The organism is Micromonospora sp. AMSO31t (assembly GCF_008868175.1).
In the GTDB taxonomy this organism is placed as follows: domain Bacteria; phylum Actinomycetota; class Actinomycetes; order Mycobacteriales; family Micromonosporaceae; genus Micromonospora.
The window spans coordinates 1-18070 of sequence record NZ_WBKT01000113.1; the positions used below are offsets into that span (position 1 = coordinate 1).

Sequence of the window (18070 nt, forward strand, 5' to 3'; positions counted from 1 at the left end):
GGCCATCGCGGACAAGGTTAACGGCGTGCGACGGGGCCGCCGACGCCGACCGCCCGCCGCCGGGGCCGGGCGCCCCCGGCCGGGCCCTCGGGACGGGGCCGGAGCGGCGGTCCGGACGCCGCCCGGGCCCGGGGCCGCTGCACTAGGCTCGGCCCATGCAGGAGCAGCCGGAGTCGCCCTTCGCCCCGGGCCTGACCGCCCGGGTCGAGCTGACCGTCACCGACACGGACACCGCGCAGGCGGTGGGCTCGGGCGACGTGCCGGTGCTCGGCACCCCCCGGGTGCTCGCGCTGGCGGAGGCGGCCACGGTGGCGGCGACCGCGACCCGGCTCCCGTCCGGGTCGACGACGGTCGGCACCCGCGTCGAGCTGGAGCACCGCGCGGCCACGCCGGTCGGGCGGACGGTGGCCGCCCGGGCCGAGCTGGTCAAGGTCGACGGACGGCGGCTGACCTTCGAGGTGATCGTCACCGACGGCAACGAGGTGGTGGCCACCGGGCGGGTCGAGCGGGCCCTGGTCGACCGCCAGCGCTTCGTCGAGCGCGCCGTGCGGGCGTCATGACCGTCCGGTTCGTCGAGATCGCCGACCGCGTGCACGTGCTGCGCGACCCGCTGCTGCACGTCAACGTGACGCTGGTGGTGGGCGACGGCGCGGCGCTGCTGGTGGACACCCTCTCCACCGCCGGGCAGGCCCGGGAGCTGGCGGAGGCGGCCCGCGCGGTCACCCCGCACCCGTGGACGATCGTCAACACGCACCACCACTTCGACCACTGCTTCGGCAACGCCGTCCTGGCCGCCGACCCGCCGCGCCCGGTCTACGCGCACGCCCAGGCCGCCGCGGTCCTCCGCGACCACCCCGACGAGCTGCGCCAGGCGGCGTCCGAGGAGATGCGCGCGGAGCAGCCCGACCTCGCCGCCGAGCTGGCCCGCACCGAACTGCTGGCTCCGACCCACCCGGTGCACGGCGAGGCGGTGCTCGACGTGGGCGGCCGGCGGGTGGTGCTGCACCATCCCGGGCACGGGCACACCGACGCAGACCTGGTGGTGCACGTGCCGGACGCGGACGTGCTGGTCGCCGGCGACCTGGTGGAGCAGAGCGGGCCGCCGGCCTTCGAGGAGTCGTACCCGGTGCAGTGGCCGGAAGCGGTCGCCGCGCTGCTCCGCCTGACCACGCCGGCCACGGTGGTGGTGCCGGGGCACGGCGAGCCGGTCGACGTGGAGTTCGTCCGGGCCCAGCACGCCGACCTCGCCCAGCAGGCCTGGCTGATCCGGGCCGGCCACACCGGCAGCGCCCCGCCCGAGCGGGTGGCCGCCGAGTCGCCGTTCGGCGCCCGCCCGGGTCTCGTCGCGGCCCGCCGCGGCTACGCCGAGCTCGACGGCGCCGCCTGACCGCCCGCGCCGGGTCAGGGGCGGGCGCGCAGGGCGCCGAGCAGGGCGTCGAGGTGCGGGGCGGCGGCGAGGATCGCGTCGCGGGCCGGCGGGTCGAGGGTGGCCAGGGCCTCGGTGAGCAGGGCCCTGCGGTGGGCCGCGTAGTCGTCCATCCGGACGCGGGCGGCCTCGGTGAGGGCGAGCCGCACCACCCGGCGGTCCTCCGGGTCGCGGTCGCGCGCCAGCAGCCCGGCGTCGGTGAGGTCGCGGACCAGGGTGCTGACCGTGTTCGGCGCGGTGCCGAGCCGCCGCGCGACCTCCTTGCCGCTGATCCCCGGCTCGGCCCGGACCAGGTGCAGCACCTCCACCTGCGCCTCGGGCAGGGCGTCGCGGTTGGCCCGGCCGACGACCTTGCGGCGGAGCAGCCGGTGCAGTTCCCCCAGCACGGCCCCGAAGCGCGCGATGGCCTCGTCGCTCGGCACGGAGTCACCTTCTTCACATCGCAATAGTTCTGACTACAGAGCTAAGGTTACCCGGAATCGTCGACTTCAGGGGGAACCTCCGTGAGCCAGACCGTGCGGACCGCCGCGCGCCCGACCATCGACCCCCGGGCCGCACGCGGCGGCGCCACCCTGCTGGTGCTGCTCGGCACGCTCACCGCCATCGGCCCGCTCTCGCTGGACATGTACCTCCCGGCGTTCCCGGCGATGACCCGCGACCTCGGCGCCGACCAGGCCGGCATCCAGCTCTCGCTGACCACCTGCCTGATCGGCCTCGCGGTCGGCCAGTTCGTCACCGGCCCGCTCAGCGACCGGTGGGGGCGACGTCGGCCGGTGCTGATCGGCGTCGTCGCGTACACCCTGCTCGCGCTGGTCTGCGCCGTGGCGCCGAACGCGCCGCTGCTGGCCGCCGCGCGGTTCGTCCAGGGCCTGGCCGGCGGCATGGGGGTGGTGGTCGCCCGGGCCGTGGTCCGCGACCTCTACGCCGGCCGCGAGGCCGCGAAGTACTTCTCCCGCCTCACCCTGGTCTTCGGCGTCGCGCCGGTGGCCGCGCCGAGCGTCGGCAGCCTGGTGCTGCGGTTCGGCGACTGGCGGGCCGTCTTCCTCACCCTGGCCGCCATCGGGGTGCTGCTCTCCGTCGCGGTCGCCCTGCGCCTGCCGGAGACGCTGCCGGCCGAGCGCCGCAGCACCGGCGGCCTGGCCGCCACCGCCCGGACCATGCGGTCGCTGATCGCCGACCGGGTCTACCTCGGGTACGCGCTGACCCAGGGCTTCGCCTTCGCCGGGCTGTTCGCGTACATCTCCGGGTCGTCGTTCGTGTTCCAGGACGTCTTCGGCGTCTCCGCGGCGGCGTTCAGCCTGATCTTCGGGCTCAACGCGCTCGCCCTGGTGGCCATGGGGCAGGCGAACGCGCGGCTGCTCGACCGGTTCAGCCCGCGCCGGCTGCTGGTCGCCACGCTCGTGGTCGGCGTGGTGGCGGCGGCCGGCGTGCTCACCGGCGCGCTCGCCGGCAGCCTCGCCGTGGTCGCGGTGGCGCTGTTCGCGTTCGTGGGCTCGCTGGGCATGGTGATGCCGAACAGCACGGCCCTGGCGCTGGACGCGCACGCCCGGCACGCCGGCACCGCCGCAGCGCTGATGGGCGGTGTCCAGTCGGTGGTCGGCGCGCTCGCCGCGCCCCTGGTCGGTCTGGGCGGCGAGGGCAGCGCCGCGCCGATGGCCATCGTGCTGGCCGTCGCCGCCGCGCTCTCCCTCACCGCCGTGCTCACCCTGGCCCGCCCGCGCTGACCCGCGGTATGGCCGGTCAGCGGAACCGGTCGGCCACCGCGTCCCGGGTGGGCATGGCGGTGGCCCCGCCGGGCGACTCGCAGACCAGGCCGGCCACCCGCAGGGCGAAGGCCACCCGGTCGCGCCAGCCGGCCGGGTCCGCCGGCTCGCCGGCGTGCAGCAGGTCGGCGACGAGCGCGCCCATCACCGAGTCGCCCGCGCCGGTGGCGTCCACGGCGTCGACCTTCGGCGCGGGAACGCGTACGACGTCGTCGGCGGCGGCGACCAGCGCGCCGTCCGCGCCGAGCGTGACCACCACGGTCCCCGCGCCCAGTTCCCGCAGGTACGCGGCGACGCCCTCGACCGGCTCCCGCGGGTAGAGGTGGCGCGCGTCGGCGGCGCTCAGCTTGACCAGGTGAGCGCTCGCCGCGAACTCGGCGACCACCGCGCGCAGGTCGTCCAGCGCGCCCGGGCCGGTGAGCAGGCTCGGGCGCACGTTCGGGTCGAACACCCGCAGCGCCCCGGCCATCGCCCAGGCCCGGCGGGCGGCGGCCAGCACCGGCGGGTCGAGCAGCACGATCGAGCCGCAGTAGAGCACCTGCGCGCCCTCGACCAGGGCGACGTCCAGGTCGTCGGCGGTGAGCAGCGCGTATGACCGGGGCTCACCGTAGAAGCGGAAGTCCGGCTCCGGGCCGGCGAACGTCGCCACCGCGAGCGCCGTGGGCGCCGGCACGGTGACCGCCCCGTCCACGCCCACGCCCGCGGCGCCCAGGAAGGCACGGATCCGGGTGGCGAGCGCGTCGTCGCCGAGCGACCCGACGAACTGGACGTCACCGCCGAGCCGGGCCACCGCCACGGCCACGTTCAACGGCCCCCCGCCGATCGCCTGCCGGAAGACGGGCTCCCCGTCGCGCTCGGCGTCGAGCAGGTCGACCAGCGCCTCGCCGAGCACCACCGCGTACCCCATCCTGGCTCCCTCCGTCCGTCGTACCTCCGATCCTGGCGCATGGCGGGGCCCGGCGCGACGAGACGCCCGCATCGACGGGCGGCTATTGCGCCGGATGACCGGACGTGATGGGATTGCGCGTGCCGGGAGGGCGCGGGGGCTGCCGCGCCGCCGGCCGCCGGGTCGAGCCGACGCGAGGGCACTGACGGACCGAGGCGGTGCGCGTCCCCCCGACGGCCCCGGCCGCACTCCGGCCGCCGGGCGTGGCACCGCGATCGTCGCATCCGCTCGTCGCAGCGGGGCCGGCCGTGCGGGTCGCGCCCCGCGAGTCAGGAGATCCCGTGCACCGATCCCGTACGGCCGCGCTGCTCACCGCGGCCGCCACCCTGGCCCTGGGCGCGCTCGCCCTGGTCACCGGCCCCGACCCGGCCGCCGCGCACGGCGCGGCGATGACCCCGGGCGCCCGGACCTACCTGTGCTGGAAGGACGGCCTCACCCCGACCGGGGAGATCAGGCCGAGCAACCCCGCCTGCTCGGCGGCCGTGGCCCAGAGCGGCGCCAACTCGCTCTACAACTGGTTCAGCGTGCTGCGCTCCGACGCGGGCGGCCGGACCGTCGGGTTCATCCCCGACGGCAAGCTGTGCAGCGGCGGCAACGCGAACTTCGCCGGCTACGACCTGGCCCGCACCGACTGGCCGATCACCCACCTGACGGCCGGGCGGTCGATGGAGTTCCGCTACAGCAACTGGGCCCACCACCCGGGCACCTTCTACTTCTACGTGACCAAGGACAGCTGGAGCCCGACCCGGCCGCTGGCCTGGAGCGACCTGGAGGAGCAGCCGTTCCTCCAGGTGACCAACCCGCCGCAGCGCGGCGCGGTGGGCACCAACGACGGGCACTACTACTTCACCGGTTCGCTGCCGTCGAACAAGAGCGGCCGGCACATCATCTACTCCCGCTGGGTCCGCTCGGACAGCCAGGAGAACTTCTTCGGCTGCTCGGACGTGACCTTCGACGGCGGGAACGGAGAGGTGACCGGGATCGGCTCCGGCGGCACGCCGGGGCCGAACCCCACCACGCCCGGTCCGGGCCCGACCAGCCCCACGCCCACTCCCCCGTCCTCGCCGAGCCCGACCCCGACCTCGACGCCGACCATGCCGGGCGGTGCCTGCATGGCGGTGTACAAGGTGGTCAGCGCCTGGCAGGGCGGCTTCCAGGGCGAGGTCATGATCATGAACCACAGCACCCGGACCTACGCCGGCTGGACGGCGAACTGGACCTGGCCCAGCGGGCAGAGCATCACCCAGCTCTGGAACGGCACGGTGAGCACCAGCGGGGCCGCCGTGACGGTCACCAACGCCGCCTACAACGGGAGCGTCCCACCGGAGGGCACCACCACGTTCGGCTTCACCGCGAACTTCTCCGGCACGAACACCCTGCCCACGGTCACCTGCACCGGCCGGTGACCCGGACGTGAGAAGGGCCCCCGGGGACACGTCCCCGGGGGCCCCGCCGTCACACCCGCGTCAGCGGACCATGCTGCCGACCACCGGCTTGGTGAGCAGGGCGGACTGGTTGCGCTGGATGCCCGGGTCGAGGGTCTTCGCCACGAAGATGGCGTGCCAGATGCAGAAGATCAGCACGGTCCACACCTTGCGGGAGTGGTCCGCTTCCTCCCGCTTGTGCTCCTCCAGCAGCCGCATGGCGTACGACAGGTCGATGAGGTCGCCCGCGCCCGAGGTGGCCAGCACGTGCCGGGCCCACTCGTACATCTCGCCGCGCAACCACACCCGGGTCGGGGTCGGGAAGCCCAGCTTCTTGCGGTTGACGATGGCCGGCGGCACCACGCCCTGCAACGCCTGGCGCATCGCGTACTTGGTGGCCTCGGAGCGGGGCGGCAGCTTCAGGTCGACCGGGATGCCCGCGGCCACGTTGAACACCTCGCGGTCGAGGAACGGCACCCGGACCTCCAGCGAGTGCGCCATCGAGATCCGGTCGGCCTTGACCAGGATGTCGCCGCGCAGCCAGGTGTAGAGGTCGACGTACTGCATCTTGGTGACGTCGTCCAGCTCGGTGGCCTCGGCGTAGATGGGCGCCGTGACGTCGGTGTAGCGGACCGAGGGGTCGTAGCGGCGCAGCAGGTGCTGCTTCTCCTCCTCGGTGAACATCCGCGCGTTGCCGTAGTAGCGCTCCTCGATGGGGGTGGTGCCCCGCTCCAGGAAGCTCTTGCCCTTCACACCCTGCGGGATGGCCTTGGAGACCGCCCGCAGGCCCTTCTGCATCCCGCCCGGCAGGCTGTTCACCGCGTTGAGCGACAGCGGCTCCCGGTAGATCGTGTAACCGCCGAAGAACTCGTCGGCGCCCTCGCCGGAGAGCACCACCGTGACGTGCTCGGCGGCCTTCTTCGCGACGAAGTAGAGCGGCACCAGGGCCGGGTCGGCCACCGGGTCGTCCAGGTGCCAGACGATCTTCGGCAGTGCGTCGATCATGTCCTGCGGCCCGATCTTGGTCGGGATCGTGGTCACGTCGAGGTGCCGGGCCGATTCCTGGGCCACGTCGATCTCGGAGTAGCCCGGCACGTCGTAGCCGACGGTGAAGGTGAGGATGTTCGGGTTGAACTCCCGGGCCAGGGCCACCACGGCGGTCGAGTCGATGCCGCTGGAGAGGAACGAGCCGACCGGCACGTCCGAGCGCATGTGCATCCGGACGCTCTCCCGGAGCGTCTCCCGGATCTCGTGGTAGAGCTTCTGCTCGTCGGAGACCGGGGCCGGCCGGAACACCGGCCGGTACCAGCGGCGCACCTCGATCCGGCCCCCGGGCGTCCAGGTCAGGTACTCCCCCGACCCGATCCGGCTGATCCCCCGGTGCAGCGTGCCCGGCTCCGGGACGTACTGCAGGGTCAGGTAGTGGCTCAGGTTGGCCGCGTCGATCCCCGCGTCGCCCTGGTAGGCCGAGTGCGCGAAGGGCAGCAGCGCCTTCTTCTCCGAGGCGAGGTAGAGCCCGTCCTGGGTCTCCAGGTAGTGCAGCGGCTTGATGCCGAAGTAGTCCCGCGCGCCGAAGGCCCGCCGCTCCTGCCGGTCCCAGATCACGAAGGCGAACATGCCGCGCAGCCGGGTGAGCACCTGCTCACCCCAGTAGTGGTAGCCGGCGACGATCACCTCGCCGTCGCCGTTGGTGGCGAACTGCGCGCCGTAGTCGCGGATCAGCTCGTCCCGCAGCTCGATGTAGTTGTAGATCTCGCCGTTGAACGTGAGCAGGTAGCGCTCGTTCGCGTAGGGGAGCGGCTCGTGGCTGAGCGCCACGTCGATGATCGCCAGCCGCTTGTGCGCGAACACCCCGTCCGCGTACCGGCCGGAGGCGTCGCCGACCACCTCGACCCCGGTCTCGTCCGGGCCGCGGTGGTGCAGGCACTCCAGTGCTCCGGCGATGTGGTCGCGGTGAGCGGCGGCGTCACCGCGCGCGCTGAAAAAGGCCAGGAGTCCGCACATGGTGGCCATCTTTCCACGCGCCGGAAGCCACCGTCGCGGCACCGCAGGCACTCCGCGTTCCCGCCCGCGCGGTACCGTCTGGACCAGCGACGAGGCGCAAGGAGGCGGCACATGGCCGAGGAGCGGGCACAGCAGCAGGGCAAGCCGGCGGACGGCACCGAATCGCACGACCCGGACTTCCCGGAGGCGTTCCTGTCCTTCATGCGGCAGGGCTGGCGGGACACGGAGCTGCCGGTCGGCCCCCGGCCGGAGGTGCCCAACCACGCCAAGCGGCGGGCCGCGCTGGCCGAGGCCTTCCCGGGGGAGACGCTGGTCATCCCGACCGGCACCGAGAAGGTACGCGCCAACGACACCGACCACCGGTTCCGGCCGGGCAGCGACTTCGCCTACCTGACCGGCGACCTGGAGCCGGACAGCGTGCTCGTGCTCCGGCCGGGCGGCGAGGCCACCCTGTTCATGCGGCCCCGGTCGTCCCGCGCGACCGACGAGTTCTTCCGCAGCAGGCACGGCGAGCTGTGGGTGGGCCGGCGGCCGACGCTGAAGGAGAAGTCGACCGAGCTGGGCCTGCCCACCGCCGACCTGACCGAGCTGGACGCGGCGCTCGCCGAGCTGGCGCCGGGCCGGACCCGGGTGCTGCGCGGCTTCGACGCCCGGGTGGACGCCGCGGTGCGGCCGTACGACGGGGCGCGGGCCGAGGGCCAGCCGGGCCGCGACCGCGAGCTGGCCATCGCGATCTCCGAGTTGAAGCTGGTCAAGGACGAGTGGGAGATCGCCCAGCTCCAGGAGGCGTGTGACGCCACCGTCCGCGGCTTCGAGGACGTGGCCCGGGCGCTCCCGGCCGACCGGGCCGTCTCCGAGCGGCTGCTCGAGGGCGTCTTCGCGCTGCGCGCCCGGCACGACGGCAACGACGTCGGCTACGGCTCGATCGTCGGCGCCGGCGAGCACGCCACGATCCTGCACTGGGTGCACAACCACGGCGCCACCCGCCCCGGCGAGCTGCTGCTCATGGACATGGGCGTGGAGAACCGCAACCTCTACACCGCCGACGTCACCCGGGTGCTCCCGGTCGACGGCCGGTTCACCCCGCTGCAGCGCCAGGTCTACGACGCCGTCTACGCCGCACAGCAGGCCGGCATCGACGTGATCAAGCCGGGCGTGGCGTTCCGCGAGGTGCACCTGACCGCCATGCGGGTGCTCGCGGAGGCGCTGAAGGATCTCGGCCTGCTGCCGGTGAGCGTCGACGAGGCGATGGACCCGGCGTCGACGGTCTACCGCCGCTGGACGCTGCACGGCACCAGCCACATGCTCGGCATCGACGTGCACGACTGCGCCAACGCCCGCAAGGAGACCTACCGGGACGGGCCGCTCAGCGAGGGCTACGTGCTCACCGTCGAGCCGGGCCTCTACTTCCAGCCCGAGGACGAGCTGGTCCCCGAGGAGCTTCGCGGCATCGGCGTGCGGATCGAGGACGACATCCTGGTCACCGCCGACGGCCCGGTGAACCTCTCGGCCGGCCTGCCGCGCCGCTCCGACGAGGTGGAGACCTGGCTGGCCGAGCAGCGCGAGGCCGGCCCCCGCCTGCCCGGCTGACCCACCAGCACGACCCCCGGCGGGCCCGCCGCCGGCGTCTGCGAGGTTTCTCGCGGTAACGACGCCGGTGCCGGGCCCGTCGTCGTTTGCGCTGCTCACGCCCCCAGGTGCCGCTACGCCCCCGGGTGACGCCGCCCAGCCGGATGTGAGCCAAATGCGCGATTTCTTCGGATCCGTCCGCGTCGCGAGGATCCTTCTCATATGTTGGCGATCAGAGGCTGCAACCGATTTGTAGCTGGTCGCTCGGCCTGGGGCGGTGCGACCCCTTTAGGTAGACCGAAAGGGCGGAAGGCTCTGATGTCCAACGACGTAACGAACAGCGACGGCGGGGCCCCGATGACCCCGTCGACGAGCAGGCGGCGGGCCCTCCTGGTCGCCACCGGCGTGGCCGGACTGACCGGCGTCGTCGGGCTGGCGGCGCTCGGTGGCCTCGCGGCCCGGGACAACGACAAGTCCGGCGCCCCGAACCGCGTGGCCGAGAACCGCGCGGCCGCGCCGCAGCACGCCTCCGACGCCGACAAGGGCGACCACGAGGACGGCAAGGACGGGGACAAGGGCCCGTCGGACGAGGGTCGCGACCGTGGTGAGTGGGACGCCGACGGCGGGGACCACGGGAAGGTCCGGGAGGTGCCGTGTGACGACGACGAGCTGGTCGAGGCGCTCGATCTGGCCAACCGGGATCACGGCGGCACGCTGAAGCTGGCCGAGGACTGCACCTACGAGCTGGGCGAGAAGGACCGCAAGTTCGGCGCGGCCCTGCCGGAGATCAAGCAGGACATCACGATCAAGGGCAACGGCTCGACGATCAAGCGCGACGCCGAGGACACCTTCCGGATCTTCCGGGTCGTCGACGGCGGCGACCTGACCCTGAAGGACCTCACCGTCAAGGGCGGCAACGCCACCGCCTTCAAGTACGGCGGCGGCGGCGCCCCGAGCAACGGCGGCCCGAGCAACGGCGCTCCGGGCAACGGGGCTCCGATGGCGCCGGCCGTCATGGGCGCCTCCGTGCTGGCCGTCCCGGGCGCGCCGGTCGCTCAGGGTTCGGGTTCGCAGGGTTCCGGATCGCAGGGCTCGGGGTCGCAGGGTTCGGGGTCGCAGGGTTCGGACTCGCGTGACGGGGACAAGCGCGACGACAAGAAGGGTGAGGGCGACGGCGGTGCGCTCCTGGTCGAGCGCGGCGGCAGCGCCCACCTGATCAAGGTCAAGCTCACCGACAACAACGCCGAGGAAAACGGCGGCGCCATCGCCAACTTCGGCCGCGTGCACCTCGAAGACAGCAAGGTCGAGAACAACCACGCCCGCCAGGACGGCGGCGGCATCTTCAACCGCGGCGTGCTCAAGGTCGAGGAATCCCACATCGACGACAACACCGCCGGCGGCAACGGCGGCGGCATCGCCAACGGCAACGGCAACTACGGCCAGAACAACTACGGCCAGAACAGCTACGACAGCAACAGCTACGACAAGAACAAGGACAAGGACAAGGACTTCAAGCACGACGACGAGGCCGGCACCGTCGAGATCCTCGGCTCCGTCAAGGGCAAGGACACCGTCCAGAGCACCCTGTCCGACAACCGCGCCGGCAAGAACGGCGGCGGCCTGTTCAGCTCCGGCGGCTTCGTCACCATCACCTTCACCGCCATCACCAGCGACACCGCCTGCGAAAACGGCGGCGGCATCTACGCCGAGAACACCGCCCTCAAGCTCGACCACGTCCACGTCGCCAAGAACCACGCCGACGGCAACGGCGGCGGCATCGTCAACACCGGCGGCAAGGACTGGAAGAAGGACTGGTCCTCCAACGGCGGCGACAACGAGGAGCGCGACAACAAGCAGCGCGACAACAAGGAGTCGGACGCCACCGCCACCATCTCCGACAGCACCATCGTCGACAACACCGCCAACCGCTTCGGCGGCGGCATCTTCAACGGCGAATGGCTCGTCAAGGTCGAAGACGGCTTCACCGAGCGCAACGACAGGGACAAGGACGACAACGCCACCCTCACCCTGCGCGACACCGAAATCAAGAACAACACCGCCCTCAACGGCGGCGGCATCTTCAACAACAAGGGCAAGGTCACCCTGACCAAGACCCACGTCACCAAGAACACCGCCACCGACACCGGCAAGCTGCACCGCGTCGCCGGCGGCATCCTCAACAACGAAGGCAAGGTCAAGCTCGACGACAAGTCCACCATCACCAACAACGACCCCACCAACTGCGCCAACACCGTCGAAGACTGCTTCAACTGAGCAGCGGTCGGCGTACGGATCGACGCACAGGGCCCGGCCCCCTGCCACTTCGTGGCAGGGGGCCGGTCCGTCGTCGGTGTCAGTTCTGGACGAAGACCGCCACGCTGCGCGCCGGCACGGTGAACGTGCCACCGGCCCGGTCGAAGGACGCCGTCCGGAGCACCGGGTCGGCGGAGTTCCGCAACACCGGGTGCAGCGTCACGTCCGCCCCGCGCAGGCCGGTGACGGTCTGCGTCGCCGTGTCCGGGGTGCCGTTGAACACCACGGTCACCGACGTCCACTTCCCACCGAGCCCGCGGGCGTCCAGGGTCATGGTGATCACGCCCGGGGTCTCCCGGTCGCCGGAGAGCGGGAAGGCGACCCGCTTCTGCACCTGGTCGGCGGTGGCCAGCCCGAAGACCGGCGAGGAACGCCGGATGGTGAGCAGCTCGGCGTACCGGGCGTCGGCCAGGTTGATCGCCGCGCAGTCCGGCACGAGCTTCGGGTCGGCCAGCAGCGGCTTGGCGTACGGCCACTTGTCCTTGTTGTCCTGCTCGGGTGGCAGGCCGGCGCCGAAGCCGTTGCCCTGGGCGCAGTCCCACCGGATCTGGTTGAACCAGTCACCGGAGTTGAACGAGTTGCGGTCCAGCGACTTGGAGCGCAGCCGCTCGGAGCCGGCCGTGACGAACCCGGTCCCCTGACCCATCACCACGGTGCTCAGGGCGAGCACCTGCATCCGGGCCCGGTCCTGCGCCGAGGTGTCCTGCGGCAGCTTGAACGCCAGCGCGTCGTAGAGGATCTCGTTGTCGTGGGCGTCGACGTAGGTGACCGCCTCGCCCGGCGCCGCCGTGTAGCCGGCCGGCGAGCCGTTGTAGTCCACCTGCGCGCCGGTGACGGGCCGGCCGGACGAGTCGGTGAACCGGTAGCCGCGCAGGTTGCCGGCCAGCCCCACCTTGACGAGGTCCTGCTGGTGCAGGAGCCGGGCCTTCTGCTCCGCGGCCGTGCCGTTGACGTCGTCCCCGTTCGGGTCGGTGAAGAGCCCGGACGCGAAGCCCTGGATGCGGGGGTTGCCGTCGAAGGGGCCGCCGCCGCGTACGGCGTCGCGGAGCCGGTCGTTGAAGGTGCCGATGCCGGTGCCAGCCATGTTGGCCTGGGTGGCCTGCACGAACCGCGCGTCGTCGGCGACCTCGCCGAAGTTCCAGCCCTCGCCGTAGAGCAGGATCTTCTTCCCGTCCACCCCGTCGCGGGCCATGGTCAACTTGTCCAGGGCAGCGCGGACGGCCAGGATGTTCGCCTTCGGGTGGTGGCCCATGAGGTCGAAGCGGAAGCCGTCCACCTTGTACGCCTTCGCCCAGGTGACCAGGGAGTCCACCACGAGCTTGCCCATCATGGCGTGCTCGGGGGCGGTGTTGGCGCAGCAGGTCGAGTTGGCGACCGTGCCGTCGTCGAGCAGCCGCTGGTAGTAGCCGGGGACCACCTGGTCGAGCACCGACTTCGGGTCGGTGCCGGCGGCCGAGGTGTGGTTGTAGACGACGTCCATCACCACGCGCAGGCCGGCCTGGTTGATCCCGGCGACCATCTGCCGGAACTCGGTGGTCCGCTTCGCACCGGCCGGGTCGACGGCGTAGCCGCCCTCGGGCACGGTGTAGTGCAGCGGGTCGTACCCCCAGTTGTAGCCGTCCTTGTCGGCCACCGCCGCGACGCACTTCTGCTGCTCGTCGGAGTCCGGTGGCAGCGCGGCCAGGTCGCAGGCGGGCTGGGCCTGGTCGGCCCGCTTCTCGGGGATGGTGGCGAAGTCGAACGCGGGCAGCAGGTGCAGGTAGTTGACGCCGGCGTCGCCGAGCGCCCGGAGGTGCTTCATCCCGGCCGTCTTCGGGTCGGTGAAGGCGCGGTAGGTGCCCCGCTGCTCGGCCGGCACGGTGGTGTCGGCGATGGAGAAGTCGCGGACCGACAGCTCCTGGATCTGCGCCTTCGCCGACGGTACGGCCGTCGGCTTGCGCAGGTTCGCCCAGCCGGCCGGGGCCAGCGCCGGGTCGGCCAGGTCGACGATCTGGCTGTGCGTCGAGTCCGGCGTGAGCGCCACCGAGTAGGGGTCGGTCACCGCGGCGGTGACCACCTTCTGCGCGGCGGGCTGCCACGCCTCGACCTGGTAGCGGTAGTACTTCCCGGTCCAGCCCTTCGTGCCGCGCACCGACCAGACGCCGGTGGTGTCGTCGCGTCTCATCGATACGGTGGCCGGCTGGGCCGTCGGCGAGTCGAAGAGCTGGAGCGCGACCTTCCGGGCGGTGGGCGCCCAGACGGCCAGGGTGGGCACCGTGCCGGCGAACGTCGGGCCGAGCCTCGCGCCGGTCGCGGCCCGGTAGACGTCGTCGAGCACGCCGGGGATCTGCACCCCGGTGGCGCCGAGCAGGTGGCCCTCGGCGTCCCGCTCGGTCACCACGAGCTGGCCGCGCAGCGCCGCGGGCACCTTGGCCAGGTCGGCGCGGTCCAGCGTGAACGCGCGATGGGCCCAGAGCTGCGGGTACGCCTGCCGTTGCGCCTCGGTCAGCCCGTTGCGCGCCGCCCGCAGCGGCAGGGTGGTGTACGTCCCGGTCAGCTCGCCGTCGGCGATCGCGAGCCCGCCGGCCGGGGCGGCCACGAGGGCGTACCGCTTGCCGTCGGTCGGCCCGGTCTGCCAGGCCACGGTGGACCGGTCGATCCACTGCGCCTTCTGCTTGGTGATGTCGAGGTCCTTCGCGACGCCGGACGAGGTGGGCGGCAGCAGCCGGCCCTTGACCCCGGCCAGCAGCCAGATCTCGTGGCCGACGGTGGTGAGGTCGAGCCGCTGGTCGTCCGGCTGGTCCTTCTCGTCGCCCTTGTGCAGGATGTAGTTCAGCCCGGTCGCGCCCGCCGCGAGCGGCACCCGGAAGACAGCGCCGTACGCGTCGATCTTCTCCGGCTTCAGGGGGTTGCCCCAGTCGGTCGGGTTGGCGGCGCCGTCCCAGAGGTGCAGGCCCCAACCGTCGTAGTTGCCGTCGGCCTTGCGCCAGTGGATGACCGCGGTGTTCTGGTCGACCGGCGGGTCGGGCTCGCCGGTGGCGGCCTGCCGGGTCGGGTAGAGGGCCGGGTCGCCCTGCTTGACCCAGACCTCGCCGGTCTGCGTCACGTCGATGGTGCGGTCGTTGGCGACGTCCTTGTTGCCGTCCTTGTCGACCACGAGGAACCCGACGGACGTGGCGCCCGGCTTCAGCTTGACCCAGGCGAACCGGCCGAAGGAGTCCTCACCCGCGAACGGCTGCCCCGTTGGCCACTCGGTCTGGTACGCCGGGTCGATGTCGCCCCAGGCGTAGAGACCCCAGTCGGCGTACCCTCCGGCCGGACGCTGGTAGTGCACGACCGCCCAGTCCCGGGACGCGCTCTGCGCCGGGGTGCCGACGACGCCGGTGGTACGCGCGGCGGCCACCCGGCCCTTGCCGTCGCGGACCACGGCCTTGTATTCGACAGTCGTCCCGCCGGCCAGGCCGGTCAGGTCGTGGTGGACGGTGTACGGCGCCTTGTGCGCACTCCCCAGCAGGGTCCACCTGCCGCCCGGCACCCGGGCCGCGAAGGTGACGGTGGCCAGGGGGTCGCCGGTGACCTGCGCGGTCACGGCCGTCCTGGTGGCGACCGGGGCGTCGCCCGGCTCGGTGAGGGTGATCGTCGGGGCGGTACCGGCCGGCGGGATCGCCCGGTCGGCCCTGAGCACCACGGCCGACATCGCCGGCACGGTCACGCCCAGCTTGCCGTCGGCGCCGGCGGCCGCCGTGGCCGTGCCGCCGTAGACGCCGGTGAAGGTGGCGCCGGCCGACCAGGTGTCCACGGTGACAGTCTGCGCGGTCGCGGCGTTGTTCACCGCGACGACGTACTCGGTGCGGTCCTTCGGGAGAACGCGGGAGAAGGCGAAGACGCCCGGGCCGTCCGCCGCGTACCGGGTGACCTGGATGCCGTCGCGCAGCGCGGGGTGGGCCTGCCGCAGCTTGCCCAGCTCGGCGATGGTCCGGTAGAGCGGGTGGGTGGTGTCGTACTGGTCGCTCGCGTGGGTGCGGGTGGTGCCGATCAGGTCGTCGTCGAGGTAGTCGGCCGTGCGGCTGGCGAACATGTCCTGCCGGGCGTCCTTGTCCCCGCCGGGGCCGGTGAAGCCCTGCTCGTCACCGGAGTAGACCACGGGCTGGCCGCGGGTGAGGAACATCAGCTGGTGGGCGAGCTGGTCGCGGCGGAGCTGGCTGGCGTCGTCACCGCCGGCGGCGGCGACGAACGAGCCGATCCGGCCCATGTCGTGGTTGCCGAGGAAGGTGGTCAGCCGGTTGGCGTCGGTGTCGCGCGCGGCGTAGAGGTCGTCCTTGGCGTACACGTCCGCCAGCGCCCGGGCCGAGCCGTCCGCGGCGGCGTAGCCCCGCGCGGCCTCCTGGAAGGAGAAGTCGAGGGTGGCGGGCAGGCCGCCCTGCCGCACGTAGGTCGACTCGACCTCCTGGTCGGCGCTGTAGACCTCGCCGAACATGAAGAAGTCCGGCTTGCCGGCCTTGGCGGCGGCGGCGTCGATGCCGCGGGTGAACTGCGGCCAGAAGTCGAGGTTGGCGTGCTTGACCGTGTCGAGGCGGAAGCCGTCGACACCCGCCTTGCCGATCCACTGCGCGTAGATGTCGGTCATGCCCCGGACCACCTCGGGGCGCTCGGTCCAGAGGTCGTCGAGGCCGAAGAAGTCGCCGTACTCGCTGTTCTCGCCGGCGAAGGTGGAGTCGCCCCGGTTGTGGTACATGGTCGGGTCGTTCAGCCAGGCCGGCACCTTGACCGTGGCGTCCGCGGCGGTGGCGAAGGTCGGGGTGTACGGGAACGACGTGCTGTCGACGCGCGGGAACGCCCGGGTGCCGTCGGCGTAGTTGCGGTCCTCGAAGGCCCGGCCCTGCGCGTCGGTGTAGGGGGACGTCTTCTTGTCGACGTAGCCGTACCGGTCCTCGGCGTACCGGATGACGTCCGCGGTGTGGTTGGCGATGATGTCCAGGTAGACCTTGATGCCCCGCTGGTGGGCGCGGTCGACGAGCTTCTTCAGTTCGGCGTTGGTGCCGAAGTGCGGGTCGACCTGGGTGAAGTCGGTGATCCAGTAGCCGTGGTAGCCGGCGGAGGCGTCCGCGCCGGTGCCCTGCACGGGTCGGTTCTTGAAGATCGGGGCGAGCCAGATGGCGGTGGTGCCGAGGCCCTGGATGTAGTCCATCCGGTCGATGACCCCCTTGAGGTCACCGCCGTGGTAGAAGCCCTTGTCCGCCGGGTCCAGGCCGGTGCGGAGCCGGTCACCGGTCAGCCCGCCGGTGTCGTTGCGCTGGTCGCCGTTGGCGAAGCGGTCCGGCAGGACGAAGTAGAACTGCTCGGCTCTGGCGGCGCTGCTGCCGGCCTTGAGCAGCGCCTCGGCGGACGGCTCCCGGCTCCACTGCGCGGCGCCCGCGGCGGCCAGCACGTCGGGGGTGGCGCGCTGCTCGCTGCCGTCGGCACCCACCTGGTGGAGGGCCACCGGCACGCCGACGAGGGTGAGCACGAGGGAGGTGGCCAGGGCGGCCAGTGCCTTGCGAGATATCGGCGGGGGTTTCATCGACGGCCTTTCTCTGGTCGCTGATTCGCCCGCACGCTAGCCCTCGCCGAAACATTCTGCAATACCTTGCAAACCAAGTCGCAATAAAGCAGCCATCTTGCGAAACACGGCAGCGCGCCGCGCCGGGCGTGCCACCCGAGGCGGTGGATCAGAGGCCGGAGCAGGTGGCGCCGTCGACCGCGCAGCTCGACGGCCGGGTCGTCCCCGTCCGTTCGAAGTGGAACTGCAGCGCCACCGACGCCCCGGGCGCCAGGTCGACACCGCTGCGGTAGGTGAGGACACCGTCGGTGAACCGGCCGCTGCCCTGTTCGGCACCGCTCACCCAGGCGGCCACGAGACGGCCCCGGGGGAAGGCCAGCCGCACCGTCCAGCCCCGCGCCGTGCCGGCGGTGTTGACCAGGCGCACCTCGCCGACGAAGCCGCCGTCGAAGCTGCTCACCACGCCGTACCGGCCGGTGACCGGGGCCGGGGCCGGGGCGGGCGGCGGCCGGCTGCTGGCGCCGCCCGCGCTGGGCGACGGGCGCGGCGTCGGCCGGGCGGGAAGCACGGTGGACCGGGGAGACAGCCCGGGCACCCCCGGCCCGGCGGCGGACGCGGGCGGCCGGGTGGTCCCAGCCGGCCCGGCGGGCGTGCTGACCGCCACCTGGGGCAGCGACATCGTCGGGTCCGGCGGCGGGGCCTCGGCGAACGTCCGCCGCCCGCGCACCGAGCCCAGCGCCACGACCAGCAGCACCACCATGACGATCACGCCGATCGAGACGACGATCCAGGGCGACGAGGTGATGGCGGCGCCGGGTGACGGGCGTGCGCGTCGTGTCCCGGGCATGGCCCCTCCCCTGTCGGTCCCCGTCGGGGAGCGTAGCGACCGGGCAGAGTGCCGGAAAGCGCGCGGTCCACAACGGGTGATCATGCGTGGCGGATCGGGCCCGATGCCACGCCCCGCACCCGACACGTCGCAGCGCGTCGTCGGATACGCTGTCCGGGCTCGGCGATGGGAACTCCTCAATGGCTCGGATTCGGGCACGATCGCGCACCGCCGCCCGCACTGTCCACCATGGAGCGCCGCTCGGCGGGCACGTCCCGCCC

At 72.7% G+C, this 18070-nt stretch carries 11 protein-coding genes; 6 read left to right on the forward strand and 5 right to left on the reverse strand.

The annotated features are described in order from the left end of the window. Positions 1–155 precede the first annotated feature (155 nt). Together F8274_RS21995 and F8274_RS22000 are read left to right on the forward strand one after the other, a co-directional pair. A complete protein-coding gene (locus F8274_RS21995) occupies positions 156–560 on the forward strand; it encodes a thioesterase family protein (protein ID WP_151464263.1) in 405 nt (134 codons plus the stop codon). Continuing rightward, positions 557–1387, forward strand: a complete 831-nt coding sequence (locus F8274_RS22000) for an MBL fold metallo-hydrolase (RefSeq protein ID WP_151464264.1) — start codon at positions 557–559, stop codon at positions 1385–1387. Before F8274_RS21995 ends, F8274_RS22000 begins: the two co-directional genes overlap by 4 nt. 14 nt (positions 1388–1401) lie before the next feature. Here F8274_RS22000 and F8274_RS22005 read toward each other — a convergent pair whose 3' ends face one another. Next, positions 1402–1848 (reverse strand): MarR family winged helix-turn-helix transcriptional regulator, encoded by a 447-nt coding sequence (locus F8274_RS22005; protein ID WP_151464265.1) that lies wholly within the window; start codon positions 1846–1848, stop codon positions 1402–1404. Positions 1849–1929: 81 nt separating this feature from the next. On the opposite strand from F8274_RS22005, the gene F8274_RS22010 reads away from it, so the two are divergent. Further along, entirely contained in the window at positions 1930–3150 is a 1221-nt protein-coding gene (locus F8274_RS22010; RefSeq protein ID WP_151464266.1) for a multidrug effflux MFS transporter, read from the forward strand. 16 nt (positions 3151–3166) lie between these two features. Here F8274_RS22010 and F8274_RS22015 read toward each other — a convergent pair whose 3' ends face one another. Further along, positions 3167–4096, reverse strand: a complete 930-nt coding sequence (locus F8274_RS22015) for a carbohydrate kinase (protein ID WP_151464267.1) — start codon at positions 4094–4096, stop codon at positions 3167–3169. A gap of 320 nt (positions 4097–4416) precedes the next feature. On the opposite strand from F8274_RS22015, the gene F8274_RS22020 reads away from it, so the two are divergent. After that, positions 4417–5541, forward strand: a complete 1125-nt coding sequence (locus F8274_RS22020; RefSeq protein ID WP_151464268.1) for a lytic polysaccharide monooxygenase — start codon at positions 4417–4419, stop codon at positions 5539–5541. A 60-nt stretch (positions 5542–5601) separates the two neighbouring features. On the opposite strand, the gene asnB is transcribed toward F8274_RS22020, so the two are convergent. After that, positions 5602–7563, reverse strand: a complete 1962-nt coding sequence (gene asnB, locus F8274_RS22025) for an asparagine synthase (glutamine-hydrolyzing) (RefSeq protein ID WP_151464269.1) — start codon at positions 7561–7563, stop codon at positions 5602–5604. Positions 7564–7674: 111 nt separating this feature from the next. Here asnB and F8274_RS22030 point away from each other — a divergent pair, with 111 nt between their 5' ends. Then, positions 7675–9153: an aminopeptidase P family protein gene (locus F8274_RS22030; protein ID WP_151464270.1), complete on the forward strand. Its 1479-nt coding sequence runs from the start codon at positions 7675–7677 to the stop codon at positions 9151–9153. 297 nt (positions 9154–9450) lie between these two features. Further along, positions 9451–11406 (forward strand): hypothetical protein, encoded by a 1956-nt coding sequence (locus F8274_RS22035; RefSeq protein ID WP_151464271.1) that lies wholly within the window; start codon positions 9451–9453, stop codon positions 11404–11406. A 79-nt stretch (positions 11407–11485) separates the two neighbouring features. Here F8274_RS22035 and pulA read toward each other — a convergent pair whose 3' ends face one another. Beyond that, positions 11486–16984 carry a pullulanase-type alpha-1,6-glucosidase gene (pulA, locus tag F8274_RS22040; protein WP_151464272.1) on the reverse strand — a complete coding sequence of 1833 codons (5499 nt, stop codon included), beginning with the start codon at positions 16982–16984 and terminating at the stop codon, positions 11486–11488. Between the two features lie 148 nt (positions 16985–17132). Beyond that, complete coding sequence (locus F8274_RS22045; protein WP_151464273.1) at positions 17133–17810, reverse strand: cellulose binding domain-containing protein; 678 nt, start codon at positions 17808–17810, stop codon at positions 17133–17135. Positions 17811–18070 lie beyond the last annotated feature (260 nt).